Raw genomic sequence first — 20,395 nt, 5'->3', positions numbered from 1 at the left:
AACATGCGTTACGCGGTGGTGATCGAAAAAGCCGGAAACAATTTTTCCGCTTACGTGCCGGACCTGCCTGGCTGCATCGCGACCGGTGCGACGGTGCCTGAGGTGGAAACCGAAATTCGCGACGCTATACGCTTTCATATCGAAGGCTTGCGTGCCGATGGGCTGGATGTGCCCAAAGGTGTGAGCCTGGCGGAATATGTAGAGGTGTAACAACCGGGCCTTCCCTTCTCCCCTTGTGGGCCCACGAGGGGAGAAGGGAGAACTGCTCCAGCCTTAGTTCACCGCGCTGATGTTGCCCAGGCGTAAAAACAGCGTTTCGCCGGACGAATCATCGACGCCGTCATTGTCGGTGGCGACGAAGATGTCGCCGTTCTTGTCGATGGTGAAACCTTCGACCTTGTCGACGACATAGCCGTTGGTGGCTGATTTCAGGTCACTGATGATGTCGCGCACCAGCGTCTTTTCGACCAACGGCAGGTCGCCGCCGAGCTTGGCCGGCTTGAAGGCATCGAGCACCACCGAATAGATGCGCTTCACCTTGGCCAGGTCGCCGATCTGGTTGTCGCGTTCGAGGATGTAGAGCTTGCCGTCATGCGCGGTGATCTCCGACAGGCCCATCCAGCCAGCTTCGGTCGCTTCGAGCGGGTAGCGCACAGCCGACCATTCCTTGGCCTTCGGCTTGTAGGCCAAAAGCTTGACCTGGCCCTTCGGATCGTCGGCCCATTCGCGTTGCACGGCCATCACCAGCGTCAGGTCGTCGCCCTCGCCGATCGCGGTGATGCCTTCGAGACCGAAGCGGGTCTGGTGGGCGAGCAGTTCCATCGGGAAGCCGATTTCCTGCTTGATCACACCCTTGTCGTCGACGCGCAGGATGGCGTGCGGGACGAGCTTTGCCGGATCGCCTTCATTGGCCAGCCAGAAGCCGCCTTCACCGTCGGCGACAAGACCTTCGATGTCGATCTTCTGTGCAGGATGGCCATCACGCGTGACGATGGTCTTGCCGGTGATCAGTGCCGGGGTCTGGGTGGCATCGACCTCGAAGATCGAGGGCGCGTCGGCGTAGAACGAGTCCGAGGCAGCGAACAGCCTGCCGGCAGCGTCGCCGGCAGCGAGCGCCGAAAGCGCGCCCCAGCCGAGCGGCGTGCCGTCTGCCGTGAGCTTTGCCGTGATCATCGGGTAAGTGGCGGAGCCTTCGGAGCGCTCATAAATCATCACGTGCGAGCGGGCGAGCCCGTCCTCGACCAGGTCGGCCTCGTTGGCGGTAACCAGGAGATTGCGCGACGGGATCGCGACCAGGCCTTCCGGGCCGATGCCGGACGGCAGGATCTGGGCGAACTGAGGCTCCGCACCGGTGTCCTTGTAGACGCCGACAACGGAGCCACGCTCCGAAGCGACGAACAGCAGCCTGTCCTCGCCGAACGTGCCGGTCTCGAGACCTTCCGGCTCGACACCCTTCTTGTTGCGGTCGTCGGGATAATGGCCGGCATTGGCGACCTGGTGCTCGAAGGACGAACCGGATTCGTAGAGGACCTCGCCCTTCTTGCTGAAGATCGTGAAACCGCGCGAGCCGCCCTTGTAGTCGCCTTCGTTGGCGACGACGAGGCGGTCATTGTCGAGCCATTTCACGGCGTCGGGCTCGCGCGCGACGTTTTCCATTTTGCCATCGAACGACAAGGCGCCGTTCTTCTTGGTGTCGATCTTGTCCAGCGTGGCGGAGCCTGCGGAGAAGTGGGTGACGATCGCGCCGGTTTCGGCGTTGACGATGGCGATGTGGTTGTTTTCCTGCAGCGTGACCGCTATCTCGCCGGCCTCGTTGAAGGCGACGAATTCCGGCTCCGGATCTTCCCCAGCGACTTCGGCAATGCCCGCCAGGTTGACGGTCTTCATCGTCGCGCAATCAGGCTGGCTTTCGGCAAGCGTGAAAATCCTAAGGTCGCCTGCCGGCATCTGCGGAATTTCTCCGTCGTTCAGATCCTCGTCGCGCTCGTTCTCGATGGCGATGGCCAAAAACTTGCCGTCCTTGCTGAACGCCAGCGAGTCCGGCTGGCCGCCGAGGTCGCAAGTGCCTTCGATCGCCTTGGCGGCAAGGTCGATAACGGTGAGGTTGCCCGAAGGCCTGGCTTTGCTTTCCGACGTGTTGACGCCGGCCAGCACCTTGCCGCCGATGACCACAACCGAGGTCGGCTCGCCTGCTATCTTGACGATGCCGCCGGCCTTGGGCGCCTTGGGATCGGCGATGTCGATGAAGCCGACAGCACCGAGCGGGCTATCGGAATAAACCAGCGTCATGCCGTTTTCGCTCGCCGTGATGATCTCGGACGAAGTCGGCGTGGTGTTCTCGACGTTTCCCGGCAGGTTACCAGCGACTGCGAAGCTCGCGACCCGGTTGAACATCATGTCGGCATGGGCCGGCAGCGAAACCGAGGCAGCAAGCGCTGCCGTCAGGACGAAAAGCGCGGAATGGCGGGGCACGGGTGGCGTCTCCTGTTCGAATGGAAGCCACCTGATTGCGGGAACGACATTTCAATGCGATGACGGAACGATGACACTTCCGCGACAGGCGGCCAGGTCCGTCGATATTCACCTCATGCTGGTCTGCAAATGGACACTTTGTTCGGCCGCCTACTCCGCCTCGGCCACCATCTGCCGCCCGCCAACCCAGTTCCGCCAGGCTCTCTCGTCGCCGTGGAAGACGTTGAGGTCGATGCGGCCCCTCACCCCATGCGACAGGCCGGAGCCGGAATACTGCCAGAACACCCATTTGCGGCCGGGATAGACCTTTGACGGGTGCTGTGCCACCGCGCGCAGCCAGAATGGATAGTCCAGAAATGCGCCTCTGAGATTGTCGCGGTAGAAATCAGGCGCGGTGTAGATGATGGGCCGCTGGCCGTAGTGGCGCTCGAGCTTGTCCATGAAGACCTGCATCTTCTCCAGCACCTTTTGCCGCGTCGGCCGCCGCTTGCAGCTGGATTCGCCGTTCCACTCGACATCGATCACCGGCGGCAAGGCGCCCTCGACCCTCGGCACGTTGCGGATGAACCAGTCGGCCTGCTCACCAGCAGTGCGGCACCAGTAGAAGAAATGGTAGGCGCCGCGCTTCAGGCCGGCGGCGTCGGCATTGCGCCAGTTCTTCATGAACATCGGATCAAGATGATCGCCGCCATCGGTCGCCTTGATGTAGGCGAAGTTCGCGCCCTGCGCGCGCAGCTTCGCCCAGTTCACGTTGCCTTGCCAGCGCGAGACGTCGACGCCGTGAATGGCGAGGTGTCTGGGCGATGCCCTGCCGAAATTGATCGGCTTGGCGTCACGAAAACGATAGCGCTGGACCGGCTCGGCGAGCATCGGTGCTGCCCGTGCCAGCCGATTCGGCGCCACCAGGGCAATCGGCTCGAGGGGTGGCTCGATGCTTTCGGCAGGCTCCGGAGTGGCCATCGCCACAGTCTGCTCCGTCGCCTCCTCCTGCGCGAAGTCGGGTTCGACATCGGCAGCGCCGACCGACGCCACCGGCGCGGGCGGCCGCACAACCGAACTGGTCGTCTCGCTGGACGGCACTTGCAGCGCGTCGACGCCGGACGTGGACGTGCAGCCGGCAAGGCAAAGTGACGCGATCGAGAAGATGACGACGCCTGGTAACCGCATCTGGACCTGTACGCAGAACACAACAGACCGAGGGCAAGACAACGCCGCCGGACAAACCAGTCCGGATTACTAACAAGAAATTACCAACAAAGTTTGAATCAAATTGTTAGGGCAGAGGGGCTGGGTAAGGCGCTCGCTCTATCACCGTAGCGGTGAGAGCCTGGAAACGCCGCAGGACCGAAGGCGCGCGAAGGATCGCCGACGCCAGGCCGCTGCTTAGCCGCACAACCACAGATTGTGGCAGCTCTCGGCTACCATATGAGCGGGCGGGACGGAGCGGTCGGTGCCAAGGCGATCGGAGTTTGGGCGATCGGTGACGGGATTGACCGACGCATCGTCATCCCGGCGAACCTTTTCTTCAAGCAGCGAGCGAAGCTCGGCCGGCTGCACGCGGTCACGCTCCATCACCAGCTTGACCATCGGATCGCTCAAAAGCTCATCCAGGGTGTTAATTCTGTCGTTCATCCGTCGCCTCCTTCGACTGCCGACCCGCAGGCAATAGATAGGCGGCAATGATGGCTCGCCAATGACGCTTTGCCGACTATCTCGTGCCCCGGACGAAAAAATTTGGGCACGCCTTGTGCTTGATTTCGCCTGCGCTTCGGTTCGCCTGTGCTTCAGTTCGCATGTACTTCAATTCGCCTGTGCTTCAATTCGGCGGTGGGCGCCTTCATATTGCGGCAGTCCGTCGTCGAGCTGTACCCAGGGCTGCTTCGAGGCGGTCCAGATATGCATCTGCGGCTTGAACATGGAAGGATCGTCGAGCGAGCCGGAGGTGATGCCGGCGGAGTCGCGCCGGGAAAATATCGTCGTGCCGCAGCCCGGGCAGAAGCCGCGCTTGAGATCGGGCGAGGAATTCACCGTCGCCACCGGCCCGTCGATGGTCACGTCGTCGATGCGGAACAGCACGCGGGCGTTGAAGGCCGCGCCCAGCGCCTTCTGGCAAAGCCGGCAATGGCAGGCGCGCTCGTTGATCGGCGCGGCCTCGGTGCGGTAGCGCACTGCCCCGCACAGGCAGCCACCCTGATATTTCGCCATTGCCTTAGCCCGTCTTCTGAAGATTGGCAGGAAGGTAGCTGCCGGGATAGGAGCGTCAATTGAAAAGCTTTGATGGCGCCATCTGTTGGCGTGATGCGGCAGGCCGAATGTACGATCAGGCGCGATGCGCAACGAGCGTCGCCGGCCATCTCGCGGGAGGACGGCCGGCAGGCAGTTGTCAGGCGGTCAGTGCGTTTCTCTGACGATCTCGTCCCAGGTCTTGACCTTGGTCTCGCCATTGAGGAAGGGCAGTGCGGCGGCCACCAGTTCCGGCGCGAAAAACACGTCGTAGTGGGTGCGGTTCGGCAGGATGGCCAAGCGGTTCTGCGACAGGTTCTCGCGCATCCAGCCGGCGTCCTTCAGCCCGCCGCCGAGCATCTGATAGAACTTGATCTCATGCTCGGGCCGGTACATGTCGCTGTCGCCAAATATCAGCATGACCGGCATCTTCAGCTTCGCCACGGCGGCGGAGTAGTCGTAGTCCTTGCGCATATGGGCGCCCAGCTGGTCGAGCAGTTTTGGAAAATCCTGCGGGCGCGGCGCGACCGCCACGTAGGATTTGTACATCGGCGTGTCCTTCATCATGTCGGCCATCGCGGCGCCGACCTGCGCCTGCTGAGTACGCATGTCGGCATAGAAGCCGTCCGAGGCATACCCGGTCGAGACCAGCACCAGCCGGCGCACTGTCTCGGGATGCTGGGCGGCCATGCGGAAGGCAACGCCGCCGCCCAGCGAATAACCCATGACGTCGACTTTGTCGTAGCCGAGCGCCTTGACGATCGCCGCCATGTCGTCGCCCATCACCTCAAGGCTCAACGGCCGATCGCCGAGCGCGGTGCGGCCGTGACCATGCAGGTCGACGCCGATGACGGTGCGGCTTTCGGCAAGCTTCGGCAGGATCGGCGCGAACATGTCTGTGGTGCCGAGACCACCATGGAGCAGAAGCAGCGGCTCGCCCCGGCCATAGACGGCGTAATAATAATTCAGGCCGTTGATCGGCAGCAGGCCGGATTTCGCCGGCTTGGGCATGGCTTTCGTTTCGCTGGTCATGGACGGCTTTACGTCCTCGGCATTGCTGTCGCCCGGCGCGGCGAAGAGCGCCGCGGCCGAGGCGAAAATGGCGAAAAACATCGATCTGGACATGTCGGTCTCCTTGCGTCCCGCCGATATCAAAGCCGCTTGGCGACTTCTTCGAGCTGGTCGGCGCACTGGCCCCAGCCCTCGTGAAAGCCCATCTTCTCGTGCTCTTCGCGGTCAGTGACCGACCAATGCGCAACCCGGGCGATGTAGCGGGTCTTGCCCTCGCCTTCATCCTCAAAGGTCAGCACGACCGTCATGAACGGCTTTTCGGACGGCTCCCAGGCCTTTGTGTAGGCGTCGGTGAGAACGATCTTTTTGCCCGGCACGACTTCGAGGAAGACCCCGGGGTTCGGGAATTCGTTGCCGTCGGGACCGGCCATCACAACCAGGCTGGAGCCGCCGGTGCGTACGTCCATTTCGGCGCGCGGCGTCGTCCACGGCTTTGGCGCGAACCATTGCGTCACGAGCTTCGGCTCGGTCCAGCAGCGATAGACGTTCTCGCGCGGCGCATCGATGATGCGGGCGAGAACCAGTTCACGGTCGGAACTGGGGGCGATGTCGAGCTTGGTCGTCATGATGGTCTCCTCACTTGCTTGCAAAAGGATTGCTTGAATGCCGGTTTCCGTCTCAAGGACGAGTGGGCAACGCGCAGCCCGACACGGTTTCGCGAAAAACTTCGCCAGGCCGATTCCGGCGGACGCCGAATGAGAGCTTAGTGGCGCTTGGCTTGCACCAGATAGGCTTCGATCTCGGTCTCGCCGAGCCACTTCGCCGCTTCCAGCCGGTGCAGGCCTTCAACCAGGATATGGCGCTTGCCGTCGTGGCGCACCTGGATCGGCGTCTTCATGCCGTTTTCCAGAATGTCCTCGGCCAGATGCCGAACGGTCTCGGGATGCAGCGTCTTCCTGCGCGCGGTCGGCACGTAGATGTCGTCCACCCTGACCTTTTGCACTCTCAGCATGTCGGCTCCCGCGGCGGAAAAGGCCGCCTTTTGAGAGATAGTCGGTTTGACAGGCAAGGCCAAGGCCGGCTGTCAGCTATCGCTGGCCCGATCGTTTCCGATTGACGCTTGCCGAGCAGATGGCCGAAATGGCGATCTTCGATCATGCCGGTAGCCATGACTGACTTGCCGACCGAATTCCCCGATTTCGGACTGACGCCCCACCAGCGCCGGCAAGCGGTGCGCGGCCACTACTGGGAGTGGCCGGGCATGGACGGCGAACATGGCGAGATCTGGTGCTACAGCGACCGTTTCTCATACCGTCGGGGCGAGACGGTGACGCTGCATGTCAGCTCGACGGCCTCCAGCTTCAGCATGGCGATCGTCCGCGACGGCGGCATCGAGACGAAAATGTTCGAGAAGGCCGGGATCGCGGCACGCTGGCAGGATACACCCGACCAATGTTCGGTCCTAGGCTGCGACTGGGACGCGTCGTTTGAATTCCGCGTCGGCGACGACTGGCCGTCCGGGGCCTATCGCGTCACGCTGACGGCGGATGGCCGCGATGGCAAGCCGGTCCGCTGCCACCATCTTTTCATCGTTACCCCGCAGCCCGGCAAGAAACGGGGTCGTGTGCTGCAGGTCGCCGCTACCGGCACCTGGCTTGCCTACAACACCTGGGGCGGCTCCAATCATTACGAAGGCATCACCGGCCCGAACCGCGACCAGTATGCCCCAATGGTGTCGACGCAGCGGCCATGGTGCCGCGGCTTTGTTGTCCTGCCGAAGGAGGCGCCGCGCGTGCCGCTCGAGGTCGCCGTGGCGCCCAAAACCGTGCCGCGCTATCCGCATATGGAAGGGGCATTCGCCACCGGCCATTCGAAGAAATACGCCTCGTCGGGCTGGGCAAGCTATGACAGCCACTTCTTTCGTTTTGCAGAGCGTGCCGCCTATGCGGTCGACCTTGCCAGCCAGCACGAATTGCATTTCTCGCCCGAAATCCTCGACGACTACGACTGCGTCGTCTTCGTCGGCCATGACGAATACTGGACCTGGGAGATGCGCGACGCTGTCGACGCCTATGTCGAGCGCGGCGGCCATGCGGCGCGCTTCGCCGGCAATTTCATGTGGCAGACCAGACTGGAGGACGAGGGCCGCCGTCAGGTCTGCTACAAATACCGCGCCCGCGCCGAGGATCCGGTCTATCGCGGCGGCGACGTGACCCGCGCCACCAACTCCTGGGAAGCACCGGAAATCGGCCGACCGGGTGCGACGACCTTCGGGCTCAATGCGACCAGGGGCCTCTACGCCGGCTGGGGCGGTTGCGCACCGCGCGGCGTGCGCGGCTTTCCGGTCTACCGGCCTGAGCATTGGGCGTTCGCCGGCACAGGCATCTATTACGGCGACCTGCTCGGCGCCGACAGCCATGTCTATGGCTATGAGGTCGACGGGCTCGACCACGAGATCCACGGCGGCCTGCCCTACCCGACGCCCGACAGCGGCGCGCCGGATGGGCTGGAAATCCTTGCGGTCGGCATGGCTGCGCAAGTCGAGGAGAGCGCCGACATCGCGTTCGAACACCAGTTTCTCGGCGACGAGGATGGACGCTTCACCGCCGAAACGCTGTTCGGCGAGGCGAGCGACGCCAATCTCGACAAGGTCAAGCGCGGCAACGGCATGATCGTCAATTTCCGGCGCGGCAAGGGCGAGGTGTTCCACGCCGGAAGCTGCGAATGGGTCGCCGGCCTGCTAAGGCAGGACGCGATGGTCGAGCGTGTCACCAGGAATGTACTCGACCGCTATCTCGGAAAGTCCTGACATGCTGAAGTCCCAGACCCCTGCCCCGGATACCGAGACGCGCCTGCCGTCGCATCTGTTCTATCTGTCCAGCCTGCGCCGGCCGCTGGTCGACCGCGCCGAAGGCATCTACATCTGGACGCAGGACGGCCGCCGCTTCATCGACGGGTCGAGCGGACCGATGGTCGCCAATATCGGTCATTCCAACCGCAACGTACTCGATGCGATGAAGCGGCAGATGGATCGCGCCACCTTCGCCTACCGGCTGCATTTCGAGAACGAGCCGGCCGAGGACCTGGCACGGGAGTTGGCCGGAAAGCTGCCCGAAGACCTGGACCGGATCTTCTTTGTCTCGGGCGGTTCGGAAGCGACGGAATCCTGCGTCAAGCTGGCGCGGCAATGGGCCGTCGCCACCGGACAGGCCAGCCGCTGGAAGGTGATCACGCGCTTTCCCTCCTATCATGGCGGCACGCTCGGGGCGCTCGCCGTCACGGGCGACGATGCGCTGGCCGAAACCTTTGCGCCGATGATGCAGGTCATGCCGACCGTGCCGGCGCCGGCCGCCTGGCGCGACCGCGACAATCTCTCGATGGAACAGCGCGGCGTCCGCTACGCCGACATGCTGGAAGAGAATATCCTCGCCGAGGGGCCGCAAAGCGTGCTCGCCTTCATCATGGAGCCGGTCGGCGGCGCTGCCACCGCGGCGCTGGTGGCGCCGGACAGCTACTATCCGCGCATCCGCGAAATCTGCGACCGCTACGGCATCCTGCTCATCCATGACGAAGTGATGAGCGGTGCCGGCCGCACCGGCAAATTCCTCGGCGGCGACCATTTTAACTGCAAGCCCGACATCGTCGCGCTGTCGAAGGGGCTGGGCTCGGGCTATGCGCCGCTCGGCGCGCTGGCGGCATCCATGCGGCTGGTGCAGCCGCTGCTCGCCTCCGGCGGCTTCCAGCATGGCCATACCTATGCCGGCAATCCGCTCGCCTGCGCCGCCGGGCTCGCCGTGCTTGGCGAAATGGATCGTCTCGACCTGATCGCCAACGCGGCTGGCATGGGCGATCTTTTGATGGCTGAGTTGAAGGGCCTGGCCAAGCGGTTTCCGTTTATCGCCGACGTGCGCGGCAAGGGACTGCTGCTCGGTGCCGAGATGGTCGCCGACCCCGATACGCTGCGGCCGATCGCACCGGCGAAGAAGGCCACCCAGCGCCTGCTCGACCTCGCCTATGAGCGCGGCCTGATCATCTATGGGCGAAAGGTCAAGGGCGGCGTCGACGGCGACAATTTCATGGTGGCGCCGCCGATGATCGTCACGGCCGAGCAGATCGGCGAGATCGTCGCCATCATCGGTGACTCGCTGCAGGTGCTGGCCGGCGAACTCGACCTGCCGGTCGAAGGCTGAGCCATGGCGCCGCGAAAAGTCATCATCACCTGCGCCGTCACCGGGTCGGTGCACACGCCGTCGATGTCGCCGCATCTGCCGGTGACGCCGGACCAGATCGCCGCAGAGGCGATCGCGGCTGCCGAAGCCGGCGCCTCGATCCTGCATCTTCACGCCCGTGATCCGACGGACGGGCGGCCGACCGCCGATCCTGATGTGTTCATGCAGTTCCTGCCGCGCATCAAGCAGGCGACATCAGCGGTGATCAACATCACCACCGGCGGCTCCTCGCTGATGACGCTCGACCAGCGGCTGGCCGCACCACTCAGGGCCGAGCCCGAAATGTGCTCGCTCAACATGGGCTCGATGAATTTCGCGCTGTTCCCGATGCTCGACCGGTCAAGGGAGTGGCGGCACGAGTGGGAGCCGAAACTGCTGGAAGCGACCCGCGACACGATCTTCAAAAACACCTTTGCCGATATGGAGACCGTGCTCGAAAGACTTGGAAAGGGCTGCGGCACACGCTTCGAATTTGAATGCTACGATGTCGGCCACCTCTATTCACTGGCGCATTTTCGCGATCGAGGTCTGGTGTCGGGACCTCTGTTCATCCAGTTCGTGTTCGGCATTCTCGGCGGTATCGGCGCCGATCCCGACAATCTGGTTCATATGAAGCGCATCGCCGACAAACTGTTCGGCGACAGCTACCAGTTTTCGGTGCTGGCCGCCGGGCGCCACCAGATGCCGATGATTGCGATTGCGGCGGCGATGGGCGGCAATGTCCGCGTCGGGCTGGAGGACAGCCTTTACGACGGCCGCCAGCTGGCAAAGTCCAATGCCGACCAGGTGCGCCGCATCCGCAGCGTGCTCGACGGGCTGTCGCTGGACGTCGCCACGCCCACCGAGGCGCGCGAGATGCTGGCGCTCAAGGGCGGTGACCGGGTGGCTTTTTGAGACGATGATTTGAGATGCTTGCGTTCCGTCGCACCCCCCTCTGTCCTACCGGACATCTCCCCCGCAAGGGGGGAGATCGGATGTCCCAGTCGTTTCCGCCAATCGTCTACGTTGCAGGACAGACGCCAAGAGCGAAGCTGCCAATCTCCCCCCTTGCGGGGGAGATGTCCGGCAGGACAGAGGGGGGTGCCTGGGCGCCCTGCCTGTCGTGACTACGCCATCAACAAACGTCCTCATCCGCCCCGGCCGCATCGAGGACGTCGAAACCATCCATGCCGCGATCCTGCGGCTTGGCGCGCATACCGGCGCACACCAGGAAATCACTTCTACGCCCGAAGACCTGCGCACCTGTGGCTTTGGCGAAAAACCTGCCTTCTCGACTCTGATCGCCGAAGTCGACGGCGAGTTTGCCGGCCTCTGCCTGCATTTCCCGATCTTCTCGACCTGGATGGGGCGGCCCGGCGTCTATGTGCAGGATCTCTATGTCGAAGATCGGTTTCGCGGCCGCAGGATCGGCGAACGCCTGCTGCGGCGTGTCGCCCGAGAATGCCGGAAGGACGGCGGCGCCTATCTCAGACTGTCCGTCGACAGCGACAATGAAACCGCCAAGGCCTTTTACGAAAGGCTGGGCATTGCCTGGTCGAGCTACGAGCAGGTGCAGAAGATCGTCGGCGACGCGTTCTTTGCCTTCGCCGATGCACCAGAGGAATGAGGGAAATCATGAAAGCCTTTTATGCCGAAGAGCAGAAGCGCCACGATCCCAAGGCGTTCCTCTCCAGCGGCGCCCAAAAGCCCAATCCGGAAAAGCCGGAGCGCGTCGAACGGCTGCTCGCCGGCGCCGAGGCTGCCGGCTGCACGATCGAACGGCCGAGAGATCACGGGCTTGGTCCGGTTGCCGCTGTGCATACGCCCGAATATCTCGATTTTCTCGAGCACATCTTCGCGCGCTGGCAGCGAATCGAAGGCGCTTCGGCCGAAGTGATCCCCAACATCCATCCGATCGCGCGGGGCGGCTCTTATCCGGCCTCGGCGGTCGGCCAGGCCGGCTACCACATGGCCGATACCGCTTGCCCGATCTCCGGCGAGACCTGGCGGAGCGCGCTGTGGAGCGCCTGGAGCGCGGTCGAGGCCGCCGACACGGTAATGGCGGGCGCGCCGGCTGCCTATGCGCTGTGCCGTCCGCCCGGCCATCACGCCTTTGCCGACGTCGCCGGCGGCTTCTGCTTCATCAACAATTCGGCGGTCGCGACGCAGGTGCTGCGCAGGCAAGCTGCGCGGGTGGCGATCCTCGACGTCGACCTGCATCACGGCAACGGCACGCAAGGTATTTTCTATGCCCGGCCGGACGTGCTCACCGTCTCGCTGCATGCCGATCCGGTGCGCTTCTATCCGTTCTTCTGGGGTCATGCCGACGAACGCGGCGAAGGGCCTGGTCTCGGCTACAATCTTAACCTGCCGCTGGCGCGCAAATCCGGCGATGCCGCGTTCCTGGAAGCACTCGACATGGCGTTCCAGCGCATCCGCGCCTTTGCGCCGGAAGCGCTTGTCGTGGCGCTCGGCCTCGACGCCTTCGAGGGCGATCCGTTCGGCGGACTGACGGTAACGACGCCAGGCTTCTCGCGCATCGGCGAAGCCATCGCCGGTTGTGGCCTGCCGACGGTCATCGTCCAGGAAGGCGGCTATCTCTGCGACGAACTCGGCGACAATCTTACTGCCTTCCTCACCGGGTTCAGCGGCGGCAAGAAACGCTAATATCAGCCGGATGCCTCAGGATCGCTCCTGTCGCAGCATCGCGATAACGCGATGCACGCTCTCCAGCGTCTCATCGATCTCGGCCGCCGTATTGTAATGGGCGATGCCGATGCGCACGACACCGTGCTCGGCCGGAATGCCAAGCTGGTGCACGATCTCCCAGGCATAGTTGTGGCCGGACCACAGGAAGATGTTTTCCGCATTCATCTGCCGCACGATCGTCTCCGGCACGATGCCGTCGACAGTGAACGAGACCGTCGGCACGCGCTCTCCGAACCGTGCCGGATCGGTGATGCCGTGGATGGTCAGGCCCGAAACGGCCGACAGGCCGTCGATCAGCTTTTGCGTCAGCCTGTTCTCGTAAGCAATTGAACTTTCAAACGCCTTGACTATCCTGGTACGTCGCGAACCATCCTTACCGGCGGCGGCGCCCAGCTCCGTAAAATAATCGACCGCGGCTGTCAGTCCGGCCATCAGCTCGATCTGCGGCGTGCCGAGTTCGAACCGCTCCGGCAGAGCGTTGGACGAACAGCGGCATTTGTAGGGTGTCAGCGCGTCGATGACATCCAGCCTGCCCCACACGATGCCCATGTGCGGCCCGAAGAATTTATAGGCCGAACAGACCAGGAAATCGCAGCCGAGGTCCCTGACGTCGATCAGGCCGTGCGGTGCGAACTGCACGGCGTCGACATAGACCAGCGCGCCAGCCTGCCTGGCGATGCCGGTCAGCGCCTTCACCCGGTTGACCGAGCCGGTCAGATTGCTGGCGTAGTTCAAGGCGACAAGCCGCGTCCTGTCGGTGAGCAGCGCAGCAAGCGCCGCCTCCTCGATCCGCCAGCTCTGCTCGTCGAAAGCCAGCCAGCGCACGACAAGGCCAAGATCTTCGGCGAGCTGCAGCCATGGCGATACGTTGCCCTCGTGGTCCATGCGGGTGAGGATGATCTCGTCACCGGGTTTCATCGTGCGGCCGAGCGTGCGCGACATGTGGTAGGTCAGCGTCGTCATGTTCGCACCGATGATGATTTCCTGCGGGCTTGCAGCACCGAGGAAATCGGCCATCGCCGCATGGGCCTCGTCGACGATTTGTTGCGCCATGATCGTGGTTTCGAAGAAGCCGCCGAGATTGGCGTTTGTGGTCAACAGGCAGCGTGACACCGCGTCGGCGACCGCTTGCGGCACCTGAGTGCCGGCAGGGTTGTCGAGATAGATGCGGCGACGGCCCTTGTCGGTCAGCGACAGTGCCGGAAATTTCTCGCGCACGACCTCGATTGGAAAATTCACTTTTTCCCCCTCCCTACTGTAATCGTTCGGCGATCACGCCTTGCAGCGCCGGAAAGGAGCTCACGGACACGGGTTGCCGACACGCTGGTGGATTGCATCGACCGCCTTCTGCATATCCTCGGTCCAGACGACATCAGCGGAAGACAGCGCCATTTCGAGCTGCGGAAGGGTCGTCGCGCCGATGATGCTCGAAGTGACGAAGGGCCGGCTCGTGACATAAGCGTTGGCAAACAATGCCGGCTCCATGCCGAAAGAGCGCGCCAGTTCGTTATACTGGAGCTGCGCCTCCGCGGCATTGGGCGTCTCGTAGCGCTGGCCACGGTTGAAAAGCTGAGAACGCGAGCCTTGCGGCCGCGCGCCATGATCGTATTTGCCGGTCAGGTAGCCTTGCGCCAGCGGCGAATAGGCGAGCAGTGAAACCTGTTCGCGCTCGCAGACCTCGGCAAGGTTCACCTCGAAGCCGCGGTTGACGAAATTATAGGCGTTCTGCAGCGACGCCAGGCGCGGGCCGACGCCTTTGTCGGCTTCGCCGATAAACCGCATGACGCCCCAGGAACTCTCGTTCGACAGGCCGAAATGGCGGATTTTTCCGGCCTTCACCAATTCTTCGAAGACGGCGAGCGTTTCGGTGATCGGCGTCTCGCCGCCCGGTGCACCGGCGGAATCTGTCCGCAGCGGCACGGCACCGACGCGGTTCGGATTGGCGCCCCATGGCACGTCCCGTTCCGGCCAATGGATCTGGTAAAGGTCGAGATAATCGGTGTTGAGCCTGGTCAGCGATTTTTCGACGGCATCGAAGATGTCGGCGCGCACCAGCTTCGACGGGCGGTTGCCGCGAAACCATGTGTTGGCGGTGCGGCCAACCACCTTCGAGGCGATGATCACTTGATCGCGGTTGCCCTTCGCTTTCATCCAGCTGCCGATGATCTTCTCGGTCCAGCCTTGCGTCTCCGCCTTGGGCGGGATCGGGTAGAGCTCGGCGGTGTCGATGAAGTTGACGCCGCGCGAAAATGCCAGATCCATTTGGGCGTGGCCATCCGCTTGGGTGTTCTGCTGGCCCCAGGTCATCGATCCCAGGCAAATCTGGGAAACAAGAAGATCGGTCCGACCAAGGCGGCGTTTTTGCATGGAAATTTCTCCGGCGGGAACTCTTTTGCGCGGCTGCGCGGGAAGGAAGCCGCAGCATACAGGAATGCGCGGGCTGTCTCCAACCCTGCCGACCGTGGCCAGCGACTTTTCCGAGCGGCCGAAGCAGGGCGCTCGGCGAAGTCAAAAGATCAGCGCGGCATGGCTGCCATGCAAATGCTGCACTGCACAATTGTTACGAGTCGCCTACATTGAAGCTCGGGAGGACCAACCAGGGGCTGGAATCATGGGTTTTCTCACTGAAATGTTCGCCCGTCCACGTCCACAGGAACATCTGCGCTACCGCGCGGCTCTGGCGCTGCTTCATTCGATGAGCAATGCCGATCGTGCCGACATCGGCATCAAACCAGCCGATTTTCCGCGCGTCGCCCGCGAAATGTCCTCACGTTAGTCACGGATATCCCGGCTCGACCGGGATATCGCCATTCTTCAACGCGATCCCATGAAAATCGCCTTGCTCAGCGGCACACCATTGTGGCGCAGGATGTCGTAGGCGGTGGTCACGTGGAAATAGAAATTGGGCATGGCGAGATGCAGCAGATACTGCATGCCGGCCATCGACAATTCGCGCTGGCCAAGCTTCAGCTCGATCATTCTGTCATCGGAGCCGTCCATATCGGCAGCCGAGAATGTCGCCAGGAGGTCGACGGTCTTGGCGATACGCGCCTGGAGATCGGCAAAGCTCGCCTCGTTGTCTTCGTATTTCGGCACCTCGCGACCGGCAAGCCGCGACGGCGCGCCCTTGGCGTGGTCGGTGGCGATCTGCACCTGTCTGGTCAACGCATACATGTCCGGCGCCAGCCTCGACGTCAAAAACACCTGCGGATCGATCTTGCGGTCGAGCGCATTCTGCTCGGCGATGTTCAGCACGTCGGATAGCGCCTTCAACCTGGCCGAAAACACCGGCACGGACGCTTCGTACATCGATATGGTCACGAGACTCTCCTATCCTGGCGGGAACGCCGACGGCGCTGACCTAGCGCCTCCGTGGGCGATTCTTCAAGCGTCACCGCGTCGCCGCAATCGCTATGATAGGATTTCCCATCCGGTGGAGATTCCCGATGAGAAGCGCCCTTTCTGCAGCGACGGCTTTTTTCTTCCTTGCCGTGCAGCCAGTGCTCGCCGCCGAAGCACCTTATGTCGATGACAGGTCGGACGCCGAAGCGGTCATCCGCTCGTTCTACAGCGCCATCAACCGGCAAGAGTTCGCGCGCGCCTGGGACTATTTCGGCGACACCAGGCCGGCCAAGGATTTCGACGCCTTCGTCAAGGGCTATGACGGCACCGAAAGGGTCGAGGTCAAAACCGGTGGCGTGTCCGAAGACGGTGCGGCCGGCAGCATCTATTACAATGTTCCGGTCGCCATCCGGGCGACGGCCAAGGACGGCAGCGAAAATGTCTTTGCCGGCTGCTACACGCTGCGCCAGGTCAACGCCTCGATCCAGGAACCGCCATTCCGCCCGATCTTCATCGACAAGGGCGCGCTGAAACCGTCCAATGCCGAATTCGAGGACGCCGTGCCGGCAAGCTGCGGCGACGCACCGCCGCCGCCGAAGAAGGATGCGGCGCTGGAGCAGGCCAAGAAGGCGTTTGCGGCCACTTATGGCGACCAGTGCGACAAGGAAATGCCTGGCGGCGAGCCCTTGGCAGAGCCGGACGCCTACTCCCTGCGCTACAAGGATGCCGGCGCCGAGGCCGATCAACCCGAACGCGAGACGCGGCTGTTTCGCTTCTTCTGCTCGATGGCTGCCTACAATGAGAGTGCCGTCTACTATGTCCACGACGATGTGTCAGGCGTCCGGCAGCTGCAGTTCGCCTCGCCGGAACTCGATATCCACTATGAGAACAACGATAGCGAAGGCAAGGTCGAGGCGATCAACGTCACCGGCTTCCAGACCGACGACCAGCTGGTCAATTCCGAGTATGACGACGCCACCAAGACGATCTCGTCGCTCAACAAGTGGCGCGGTGTCGGCGATGCCGCGTCGGCCGGCACGTATCTGTTTCGCAACGGCAATTTCTCGCTGGTGCAGTACGATGTCGACGCCTCCTATGACGGCGAGATCAATCCGCAGACAGTGGTGGACTACAACACACCGCCTTAAGGGGCCTTCGACAGCATCCAGTTGAGCGTGCCGCGCCAGTCGGTCATGCGGATCGGCGTGCCGTGCGTGCCGGTCTCGAAGCGGACAAAGCGAGCCGGATAGGTTTTCGATTTGGCCAGGATCGAACGGAAGAAGGCTTCCTGTTTCTCGACTGGAAACACCGGGTCCTTGCTGCCCTGGCCAAAGAAGACCGGAACCCGGCGGCTGAAGGCCGGGCTCGAGAGGAAACTTTCATCCCACAGCGAACCGAGCAGCAGCAGCCCGCCGATGCGGCCGCTAGTATCCTTGCGGACGGCTAGCTTCCAGCACAGTGCGCCGCCCATCGAGCCGCAGGCGACGAAGATCTTCGCGCCCGGCGACCGTTCGGCATAGTGGCCGATCAGCGCGGCGATCTGGGCAGCACCTGTGTCGCCGAAATCGGAGAAGTCCGGCGACAGATAGAGGCCGCCATTGCCGGCCATCAGGTTCTTGATGCGGTTGAAATTGCCGCCGAAGGTGAAATCGTCGACGCCCTGCTTACGGCTGCCGCCCTGCCCGTGGAGATAGAGCACGATGATGCCGGCGCCTTGCGTGCGACCGACGGCGACGTGGCGGATATTGCCGGCGTCGGTCTTCAGCAGCAGATCCTGCTGCACCTTGCGCACACCGATGTCGACATACTGCGCCTGCGCGCGGCGCTCCGGCACTTGGTCGCGGGCGTTGATATCGCGCAGCTCGCGATAGTCGACGACTACATAGGCGCCCTCGGACGAGAGGATGGCCGGATAGGCGAACAGATCGTCTTTGAAGGGCTTGAGAACGTCAGCGTAAGCAGCGCAAGAAGACAGGAAAAATATTGAAGTCAGTAGAGCGCATAGGACGGTTCGAATAGCCATCCCTCAGGCATGCGTTTTTCGGCCCCGGTTTGTCAATCCTGCAGCACGCCGCCGGCGCCTTCCAGCGCCTCGGGGGTGTCGACATCGATGGACGCTGCCCTGCCGATCTCGACATCGATGACATCGAGCCCCTCGCCCTCGACCAGATGGCGCGCGCCGGTATCGCCTTCGAGATGAGCGATCGCCGCAAACAGCGAACGCGGCAGCAACACAGGGTTGCCTCGCTTTCCCTCATGCGACGCGCGCACGACCGATCGGCCCTCGAATTTGCGGAATGCATCGATCAGCCTGTCGAGGTCGGCTGACGCGATGCCAGGCATGTCGCCAAGCACGATCATGGCGCCGGCAGCATCGCCGCTGACCCGCGCGATGCCGGCCTTCAGCGATGAAGACAGGCCCTCGGCGAAATCCGGATTATCAGCGAAAGTCACATCCAGTCCCGACAACGCGGCGCGTACACGCTCGCGCTGATGGCCGGTGACGACGACGGTGCCCGAAGCTTTAGAGCCGAGCGCGCGCTCGGCGCTGCGGCGCACCAGCGGCTGGCTGTCGAACAGTGCCAGCAGCTTGTTCGGGCCGCCCATGCGGCTGGAGCGGCCGGCGGCCAGCAGCACGATATCGACCTTCAACTCGGCACTCTCAGACTTTGGCGCCGGCAGCGGCTCGCGCGGCTGTGGCCGGGTCGGGATTTCCATCAACAGACCGCCGACACCCATGCCGGCAATATCCTTGGCCGTCACGTCGAGACCGGCGATCAACCTGTCGAGAACCCAGTCGAAGCCGTTCTCCTTGGGGCTGCGGGCGCAGCCCGGCGCGCCGATGACGCGCTTGCCGGCAAGCGCGCCGAGCACCAGGAGATTTCCGGGATCGACCGGCATGCCGGCGCGAGTGACGGTGCCGCCGGCCTTCTCGATCGCTGCCGGGATGACGTCGCCAAAATCGCTCATCGCCGATGCGCCGAAGATCACCACAATATCGTTGTCACGCGCCAGCGAGCCCGCAGCCTCCGCAACGGCGCCAATTTCGTGCGGCGTGCGGCGCTCGGCCGTCAGCCGGCCACCTGAGCGCGCCAGACGGGCTTCGGTGACCCGCAACGTCTTGTCGAGCACACTCGGCTTGATGCCGGGCAGAACCGTCTGGATGACGCCGACGCGCACCGGCTGATAGGCATTGACGGCAAAGATCTCGCCGCTGGCGCAGATCCTTGCCACCGCATCGACCAGGGCGGAAGCAACGGCGAAGGGAATGATCTTCACGGTTGCGACCATCTGGCCATTTTCGACCGGTGCGTGCTGCGCCAGCGTGGCGATGGTGATGGTCGGATCGACGGCGTTGATGGCGTTGATCATCGCGGCATCGACCGTGAAGATACCGGCGGCCCGGGCGTGCAGATTAACCCGGCCGGTCGCGGCGGGCCTCGCCTCGACATTGCGATGGATCATGCTTTCGGCGATCTTTTCGGCGGCAGCGTCCTCGCTCAAATCATCGGGAGCAAGAACAGCCGCGACAATCTCCGAAATCCCTGCTGCCTTGAGCAAAGACACATCCTCGGCGCTCAGCCTGTGTGCCTTGCGCAAGCGCCGTTCTCCGGCCGTGGTGGCATGCGCCAGCACTGCGCCTTCGGCCGTATCTACGGGGATTGGACCGAACTTCACGCCACCGCGTCCTTGGATTCGAGGCCACGCGAACGAAAGGCCTGGATCGCCTGTGCTAGAATAGCGACCGCGATCTCGGCCGGGCTCGCGGCACCGATGTCGAGACCGATCGGCGCGTGGATGCGGGCGATCTGGTCGGCGGTCGCGCCCAATGCCAGCAGGCGCTCAACCCGCTTCGCATGGGTCTTGCGGCTGCCAAGCGCACCGACATAGAAGCAGTTGGCGTCGAGCGCCGCCTTCAGCGCGAAATCGTCGATCTTCGGATCATGGGTGACGGCGGCCAGCGCCGTAAAGCTGTCGAGCGGCTGGCGCTTCAGGATATCCTCCGGCCATTCGGCATGCAGCGCGACATCGGGAAAGCGGTCTGCGGTGGCAAAGGCCGTGCGCGGATCGACGATCTCCACGGGGTAGCCGGCGATCCTGGCCATCGGCGCCAGTGCCTGGCTGATATGGACTGCGCCGATCACCACCAGGCGCGGCTGCGGCAGGTAGGCGTTGAGGAAGAAGGTTCGCCCTTCCGCCTCGACCGACCCGGAATTGCCTGATCGAAACGCCTTGGCGATCGCAGCGCCCAATTCGCCGGCGACCTGATCGCCCTCCCGCACGATGCGATCGCGGCCATCACCGAGATCGGTGACCAGGATCACCGCGCGGCGGGCGCGGCGTTCGGCGTTCAGCGTCTTCAGCGCGTAGGGATCCATCGAAATATCTCTTGTTCAAGCATGGTTCTTGTCCGCAAACCGGTTCCCACT

General features: G+C 63.3%; 21 protein-coding genes. 8 read left to right on the top strand and 13 right to left on the bottom strand.

All coding sequences use genetic code 11. The features are described from left to right. Positions 1–3 precede the first annotated feature (3 nt). A complete protein-coding gene (locus AC0L3D_RS11810; protein ID WP_473629311.1) occupies positions 4–210 on the top strand; it encodes a type II toxin-antitoxin system HicB family antitoxin in 207 nt (68 codons plus the stop codon). 63 nt (positions 211–273) lie between these two features. Here AC0L3D_RS11810 and AC0L3D_RS11805 read toward each other — a convergent pair whose 3' ends face one another. From AC0L3D_RS11805 to AC0L3D_RS11775, 7 genes are all read right to left on the bottom strand, one after another. Beyond that, positions 274–2,472, bottom strand: a complete 2,199-nt coding sequence (locus tag AC0L3D_RS11805; RefSeq protein ID WP_473644435.1) for an esterase-like activity of phytase family protein — start codon at positions 2,470–2,472, stop codon at positions 274–276. A 150-nt stretch (positions 2,473–2,622) separates the two neighbouring features. Next, positions 2,623–3,639: a glycoside hydrolase family 25 protein gene (locus tag AC0L3D_RS11800; RefSeq protein ID WP_473629313.1), complete on the bottom strand. Its 1,017-nt coding sequence runs from the start codon at positions 3,637–3,639 to the stop codon at positions 2,623–2,625. 216 nt (positions 3,640–3,855) lie between these two features. Continuing rightward, positions 3,856–4,104 carry a hypothetical protein gene (locus tag AC0L3D_RS11795; RefSeq protein WP_419696895.1) on the bottom strand — a complete coding sequence of 83 codons (249 nt, stop codon included), beginning with the start codon at positions 4,102–4,104 and terminating at the stop codon, positions 3,856–3,858. Between the two features lie 168 nt (positions 4,105–4,272). After that, positions 4,273–4,677 carry a GFA family protein gene (locus tag AC0L3D_RS11790; protein WP_473629314.1) on the bottom strand — a complete coding sequence of 135 codons (405 nt, stop codon included), beginning with the start codon at positions 4,675–4,677 and terminating at the stop codon, positions 4,273–4,275. Between the two features lie 186 nt (positions 4,678–4,863). Further along, complete coding sequence (locus AC0L3D_RS11785; protein WP_473644433.1) at positions 4,864–5,820, bottom strand: alpha/beta fold hydrolase; 957 nt, start codon at positions 5,818–5,820, stop codon at positions 4,864–4,866. A 26-nt stretch (positions 5,821–5,846) separates the two neighbouring features. Next, positions 5,847–6,332 carry an SRPBCC family protein gene (locus tag AC0L3D_RS11780; protein ID WP_236378199.1) on the bottom strand — a complete coding sequence of 162 codons (486 nt, stop codon included), beginning with the start codon at positions 6,330–6,332 and terminating at the stop codon, positions 5,847–5,849. A gap of 137 nt (positions 6,333–6,469) precedes the next feature. Further along, a complete protein-coding gene (locus AC0L3D_RS11775) occupies positions 6,470–6,718 on the bottom strand; it encodes a ParB N-terminal domain-containing protein (protein WP_023798216.1) in 249 nt (82 codons plus the stop codon). A 156-nt stretch (positions 6,719–6,874) separates the two neighbouring features. Between AC0L3D_RS11775 and AC0L3D_RS11770 the strand changes: the two genes are divergently transcribed. From AC0L3D_RS11770 to AC0L3D_RS11750, 5 genes are all read left to right on the top strand, one after another. After that, entirely contained in the window at positions 6,875–8,515 is a 1,641-nt protein-coding gene (locus AC0L3D_RS11770; RefSeq protein WP_473644431.1) for a N,N-dimethylformamidase beta subunit family domain-containing protein, read from the top strand. A 1-nt stretch (position 8,516) separates the two neighbouring features. Next, the gene (locus AC0L3D_RS11765) at positions 8,517–9,896 is read left to right on the top strand and encodes an aminotransferase family protein (RefSeq protein ID WP_473629317.1); all 1,380 of its coding nucleotides are present in this window, start codon (positions 8,517–8,519) and stop codon (positions 9,894–9,896) included. 3 nt (positions 9,897–9,899) lie between these two features. Then, positions 9,900–10,829, top strand: coding sequence for a 3,5-dioxohexanoate:acetyl-CoA acetone transferase (gene kce / locus AC0L3D_RS11760; RefSeq protein WP_473629318.1), 930 nt, complete (start codon positions 9,900–9,902; stop codon positions 10,827–10,829). 208 nt (positions 10,830–11,037) lie between these two features. Next, complete coding sequence (locus tag AC0L3D_RS11755) at positions 11,038–11,541, top strand: GNAT family N-acetyltransferase (RefSeq protein WP_031254578.1); 504 nt, start codon at positions 11,038–11,040, stop codon at positions 11,539–11,541. Between the two features lie 8 nt (positions 11,542–11,549). Then, positions 11,550–12,581: a histone deacetylase family protein gene (locus AC0L3D_RS11750; protein WP_473644429.1), complete on the top strand. Its 1,032-nt coding sequence runs from the start codon at positions 11,550–11,552 to the stop codon at positions 12,579–12,581. A gap of 15 nt (positions 12,582–12,596) precedes the next feature. On the opposite strand, the gene AC0L3D_RS11745 is transcribed toward AC0L3D_RS11750, so the two are convergent. Continuing rightward, on the bottom strand, positions 12,597–13,862 hold the full coding sequence (locus AC0L3D_RS11745) for a cysteine desulfurase-like protein (protein ID WP_473644427.1): 1,266 nt from the start codon (positions 13,860–13,862) through the stop codon (positions 12,597–12,599). Positions 13,863–13,922: 60 nt separating this feature from the next. Continuing rightward, positions 13,923–14,990 (bottom strand): aldo/keto reductase, encoded by a 1,068-nt coding sequence (locus AC0L3D_RS11740; protein ID WP_473629321.1) that lies wholly within the window; start codon positions 14,988–14,990, stop codon positions 13,923–13,925. Here AC0L3D_RS11740 and AC0L3D_RS11735 point away from each other — a divergent pair. Then, complete coding sequence (locus tag AC0L3D_RS11735) at positions 14,989–15,399, top strand: hypothetical protein (protein WP_473629346.1); 411 nt, start codon at positions 14,989–14,991, stop codon at positions 15,397–15,399. The genes AC0L3D_RS11740 and AC0L3D_RS11735 overlap by 2 nt on opposite strands. 38 nt (positions 15,400–15,437) lie before the next feature. Here the strand turns inward: AC0L3D_RS11735 and AC0L3D_RS11730 are convergent, their stop codons facing one another. After that, the gene (locus AC0L3D_RS11730; protein ID WP_473629322.1) at positions 15,438–15,944 is read right to left on the bottom strand and encodes a DUF1993 domain-containing protein; all 507 of its coding nucleotides are present in this window, start codon (positions 15,942–15,944) and stop codon (positions 15,438–15,440) included. A 125-nt stretch (positions 15,945–16,069) separates the two neighbouring features. Here AC0L3D_RS11730 and AC0L3D_RS11725 point away from each other — a divergent pair, with 125 nt between their 5' ends. Beyond that, positions 16,070–17,113, top strand: a complete 1,044-nt coding sequence (locus tag AC0L3D_RS11725; RefSeq protein WP_473644425.1) for a DUF1176 domain-containing protein — start codon at positions 16,070–16,072, stop codon at positions 17,111–17,113. Here the strand turns inward: AC0L3D_RS11725 and AC0L3D_RS11720 are convergent. The 3 genes from AC0L3D_RS11720 to AC0L3D_RS11710 are packed head-to-tail and all read right to left on the bottom strand — an operon-like array spanning position 17,110 to position 20,344. After that, on the bottom strand, positions 17,110–17,988 hold the full coding sequence (locus AC0L3D_RS11720) for an alpha/beta hydrolase (RefSeq protein ID WP_473629324.1): 879 nt from the start codon (positions 17,986–17,988) through the stop codon (positions 17,110–17,112). The two genes, AC0L3D_RS11725 and AC0L3D_RS11720, sit on opposite strands and share 4 nt — an antisense overlap. A gap of 32 nt (positions 17,989–18,020) precedes the next feature. Then, positions 18,021–19,643 carry an NTP transferase domain-containing protein gene (locus tag AC0L3D_RS11715; RefSeq protein WP_473644423.1) on the bottom strand — a complete coding sequence of 541 codons (1,623 nt, stop codon included), beginning with the start codon at positions 19,641–19,643 and terminating at the stop codon, positions 18,021–18,023. Next, positions 19,640–20,344 (bottom strand): XdhC family protein, encoded by a 705-nt coding sequence (locus tag AC0L3D_RS11710; protein ID WP_473644421.1) that lies wholly within the window; start codon positions 20,342–20,344, stop codon positions 19,640–19,642. The genes AC0L3D_RS11715 and AC0L3D_RS11710 overlap by 4 nt, the downstream gene beginning before the upstream one ends. Positions 20,345–20,395 lie beyond the last annotated feature (51 nt).

The organism is Mesorhizobium sp. WSM4837 (genome assembly GCF_055811435.1).
This window is presented reverse-complemented; position numbering and strand designations above follow the sequence as displayed.

Bases quoted from the DNA above. Each gene is read 5' to 3' on its own strand.
- AC0L3D_RS11810 (WP_473629311.1), top strand. From the start codon at position 4: ATGCGTTACGCGGTGGTGATCGAAAAAGCCGGAAACAATTTTTCCGCT.
- AC0L3D_RS11800 (WP_473629313.1), bottom strand. From the start codon at position 3,639: ATGCGGTTACCAGGCGTCGTCATCTTCTCGATCGCGTCACTTTGCCTT.
- AC0L3D_RS11795 (WP_419696895.1), bottom strand. From the start codon at position 4,104: ATGAACGACAGAATTAACACCCTGGATGAGCTTTTGAGCGATCCGATG.
- AC0L3D_RS11790 (WP_473629314.1), bottom strand. From the start codon at position 4,677: ATGGCGAAATATCAGGGTGGCTGCCTGTGCGGGGCAGTGCGCTACCGC.
- AC0L3D_RS11785 (WP_473644433.1), bottom strand. From the start codon at position 5,820: ATGTCCAGATCGATGTTTTTCGCCATTTTCGCCTCGGCCGCGGCGCTC.
- AC0L3D_RS11780 (WP_236378199.1), bottom strand. From the start codon at position 6,332: ATGACGACCAAGCTCGACATCGCCCCCAGTTCCGACCGTGAACTGGTT.
- AC0L3D_RS11775 (WP_023798216.1), bottom strand. From the start codon at position 6,718: ATGCTGAGAGTGCAAAAGGTCAGGGTGGACGACATCTACGTGCCGACC.
- AC0L3D_RS11770 (WP_473644431.1), top strand. From the start codon at position 6,875: ATGACTGACTTGCCGACCGAATTCCCCGATTTCGGACTGACGCCCCAC.
- AC0L3D_RS11765 (WP_473629317.1), top strand. From the start codon at position 8,517: ATGCTGAAGTCCCAGACCCCTGCCCCGGATACCGAGACGCGCCTGCCG.
- kce (WP_473629318.1), top strand. From the start codon at position 9,900: ATGGCGCCGCGAAAAGTCATCATCACCTGCGCCGTCACCGGGTCGGTG.
- AC0L3D_RS11750 (WP_473644429.1), top strand. From the start codon at position 11,550: ATGAAAGCCTTTTATGCCGAAGAGCAGAAGCGCCACGATCCCAAGGCG.
- AC0L3D_RS11735 (WP_473629346.1), top strand. From the start codon at position 14,989: ATGGAAATTTCTCCGGCGGGAACTCTTTTGCGCGGCTGCGCGGGAAGG.
- AC0L3D_RS11740 (WP_473629321.1), bottom strand. From the start codon at position 14,990: ATGCAAAAACGCCGCCTTGGTCGGACCGATCTTCTTGTTTCCCAGATT.
- AC0L3D_RS11725 (WP_473644425.1), top strand. From the start codon at position 16,070: ATGAGAAGCGCCCTTTCTGCAGCGACGGCTTTTTTCTTCCTTGCCGTG.
- AC0L3D_RS11720 (WP_473629324.1), bottom strand. From the start codon at position 17,988: ATGGCTATTCGAACCGTCCTATGCGCTCTACTGACTTCAATATTTTTC.
- AC0L3D_RS11710 (WP_473644421.1), bottom strand. From the start codon at position 20,344: ATGGATCCCTACGCGCTGAAGACGCTGAACGCCGAACGCCGCGCCCGC.